Source organism: Streptomyces sp. NPDC054841 (assembly GCF_053611045.1).
In genome coordinates this window covers 1-3302 of sequence record NZ_JBSGZO010000701.1, presented here as the reverse complement: position 1 = coordinate 3302, position 3302 = coordinate 1, and the positions used below count along the sequence as shown (strand labels likewise).

The following is a 3302-nucleotide window of genomic DNA, read 5'->3' as shown; positions in this document are numbered from 1 at the left end:
GTGAAGGCGACGTCGTGCAGTGCCTCGGTCAGTACGCCGCCGAGACCGACCATGGCGACCGGACCGAACCTCGGGTCGCGGTTGACGCCGACGATCAGCTCGACGCCGTCGCTGAGATCCGCCATCGCCTCGACCGAGTACGAAGGCGCGCCGAGCCTGCTGTGCATCTCCCGGTACGCGGCCAGCAGTGCCTGCCGGTCGGCGAGCCGCAGGGCGACCCCGCCCGCGTCGGACTTGTGCAGGACATGCAGGGCCTTGAGAACGTACGGTCCTGCGAACGCGTCCGCCGCGGCGAGGAGTTCGGACTCGGAGGTGATCTCGCGGGCCTGCGGGAACGGCACGCCGGCGGCAGCCAGGAGGCCCCGTATCCCGTGGTATCCGGCGTCGCGCAGCGGCGCGGCGGCCGGAGGCAGCGGGGCGACCCCCGGAACCCCGTCCGCGGCCGGCACTGCCATCGCGGCCAGCGCGCGGGCGGCGTCCTCGGTCGCCGAGAACACCGGGATGCCCGCTCCGGCCAGGGTGCGGCAGCTCGGCGACTGCGGATACATCGACTGCACGACCAGCGGCTTCGGTGTGGTCCGCCAGTGGGCGACGATCTCCCGCGCGGCCTCGGCCTCGCCCTCGGCGAGGGTGGCTCCGCCGCCCCCGAGACCGCTGCCGGAGGCCGCGTAGCCCCCGAAGTAGCCCGTCATCAGTACGGCGTCGACCTCGTCCGTCGCGAGCAGTCCGCCGACCGTATCCGCGTACGACCGCGGATTCTGCTCGCCCATGCCGGCCAGGTCCACCGGGTTGGCGACCGCGGACTGCTCCCACAGGACGGCCCGCAGCCGGTCCTGTGCCCCGGCGCCGAGTTCGGGTACGTCGAGACCGGCGGCCTCCGCCGCGTCGGCGGCGATCACACCGTGCCCGCCGCCGTCCGTGAAGACTGCGGTACGCCGTCCCCGGGCGCGTGACCCCGCGCTCCGTGCGGCGAGTACGACCGCCATCTCGCGCTGCGTCGCCACCAGGGCCACACCGGCGTCCCGGCAGGCGGCGGCCACGACGTCCGCGGACGTGGTGAGCGCGCCGGTGTGGGACTGGGCGCTGCGGGCGGAGGCGGTGCCGCGGCCCCCGGTCAGCAGGACGACGGGCTTACCCGCCGCCGCGGCGGCCCGGGCGAACGCACGGCCGTCGCCGAAGTCCACGGCGTACACGGCGATCGCCGAAGTGGCCTCGTGCCGTGCGCAGTCCTCGACGAGGTCGACGAGGGTGACGTCGGCCTGGTTGCCGAGCGAGACGAACCGGGAGAAGCCGAGGCCGTGCGGCTCCATGCGGAGCTGGAGTTCGAGGGCCAGATTGCCGCTCTGGCTCAGCAGCGCGACACCGCCGTGCGTGAAGGTGTCCGAGGCGAGGTACAGCTCGGTCGTGTTGTCGGCGATACCGAGGCAGTTGGGGCCGACCAGCACCGCGCCCGCCTCCCGCACCCGCGCTGCGACCGCCCGCTGGCGGGCGAGCCCGGCCGCGCCGGCCTCGGCGAAGCCGGCGGTGATACCGACGATGGCGCGGGCACCGCAGGCCAGGGCGTCGTCGACGGCGGTCTCGAACCCGGCGCCGGGCACGGAGATCACCACCAGTTCGACGGGTTCCCCGATCTCGGCGAGACTCGTTGCCGCACGGCGGCCGAGGACCGTCCCGCCGCGGCGGTTGACGAGGTGGACGGGCCGCCGTTCGGGGGCGCGCAGCGCCTGGGCGGCCACCGCGTGACCGTACTTGGCCGGGTCGTCGCTGGCGCCGACGACGGCGACGGACTTGGGGTCGAACAGCGCGGTCAGGTCACGTCCCATGTCACTTCTCCAGCCGGAGTGCGGAGTTGGGGCAGCTCTCGGCGCAGGCGCGCGCGGCCTCCTCCTCGCCGGGCGGTACGTCGACGGCGAGCACCGCCGCATAGCCCCATTCGTCGAGTTCGACCAGATCGGGGGCGTGCTCCTGGCAGAGCCCGTAGCCCTGGCAGCGGGTGGAGTCGAGAAAGAGTTTCACGGTGGTCCTTTCAGCGAGGGCACGCGCGGGGAGCCGAGCGGGTGGGGGAGGCGGGCGGGTCGTCGGCGACGCTCGGCACGTGCACCACGAGCCGGTGACCGCCGGTCGGAGGTGTGGCGGCGCAGGCCGGGCACGCCGCCTCGACATGACCGCGCACGAGGCCGGAGAACGCGGTGAGAAGGCTGCCCGCCGTACTTGCGGCGGCGTCGAGCAGCCCGCACGCGCCGCGCCCGGGCAGCCCGGACGACCAGCGCTCGAGCCGTTCGGCGGTGTCGGCGGCCGCGGTGCCGGTGGTCAGCTGCCGCAGCGAATCCCGTATCGCGGCCGTGCCCGAGACGCACACGCCGCACTGGCGGGCGCTCTCGGCCGCGAGATGGTCCACGGCGTCGGAGGCGACGGCGACGGGGCACTCGCCGGGCCGGATGAAGCGGATCGCACCGCAGCCCAGCGCCGTGCCCGCGTCGGCCAGTGCGGCGTGGTCGAGCGGGAGGTCCAGCGAGCCCGGTCCGATCAGCCCGCCGAACAATCCGCCCATGAGCGCGGCGGTCGCGTCGTCGCTGCCCTGTACTGCGGCGAGCCGGCGCAGGGTGGTGCCGTACGAAGCCTCCGTGAGCAGTGCCGTGCCGGTGTCGGAGGACAGGCTGAGCAGTGTGCCGCGGGCGATGTCGTGGCGCCGCTGCGGGTGGGCGGCGATGAGAGCGATCCGGGCGAGTGTCTCGACGTTGGAGACCAGGGTCGGCCGGTCGGCCACGCCGCGCTCGAACGGGCGCGGCGGCTTGGCGGACGGCAGGGCGGGCCCGCCGTTGATGCGCCGTACGGCAGCGGTCTCCTCGCCCGCCACGTAGGTGTGACCGGTTTCGATCACCTCGACCGGCAGCGGGGCGGGACGCTCGGCCAGGGCACGGCGGACGCGTGCGGCCGCGTAGGGGTCGGACAGATAGACGTAGCCCTGTCCGGCCCCGGTGATCGCGGCGGCGCGGGCGAGTCCGTCCAGTACGAGGTGCGGCCTGGCCCGCAGCAGCCAGCGGTCCTTGACCGACCCCGGCTCGCCCTCCTCGCCGTTCGCCACGACGACAGGCACACCGCCCGCGTCCCGGACGGCCGCCAGCTTCACGGCGGCCGGGAACCCCGCACCGCCGCGGCCGAGCAGGCCGGCGTCGGCAATCCGTTCCAGCAGTTCTGCCGGCCCGGCCGTCTCCTGGTATCCGCTGGCGTCGAGGTACGCCTCGGCACTCTCCGCGACGTCGGGCGCCGGGCCGAGCACGGTGCAAGGGCCGCCGGGCACG

Annotated in this window: 3 protein-coding genes; all 3 read right to left on the bottom strand. The window is 74.8% G+C overall.

The genetic code is table 11. The features are described 5' to 3' along the window. The coding region (locus ACWGI8_RS41955; RefSeq protein WP_453668717.1) for an acetate--CoA ligase family protein at positions 1 to 1823 on the bottom strand (1823 nt) is incomplete at its 3' end. Between the two features lies 1 nt (position 1824). Beyond that, positions 1825 to 2016 carry a ferredoxin gene (locus tag ACWGI8_RS41950; protein WP_453668716.1) on the bottom strand — a complete coding sequence of 64 codons (192 nt, stop codon included), beginning with the start codon at positions 2014 to 2016 and terminating at the stop codon, positions 1825 to 1827. Between the two features lie 10 nt (positions 2017 to 2026). Beyond that, on the bottom strand, positions 2027 to 3302 hold a 1276-nt coding region (locus tag ACWGI8_RS41945; RefSeq protein ID WP_453668715.1), incomplete at its 5' end, for an NADH-ubiquinone oxidoreductase-F iron-sulfur binding region domain-containing protein.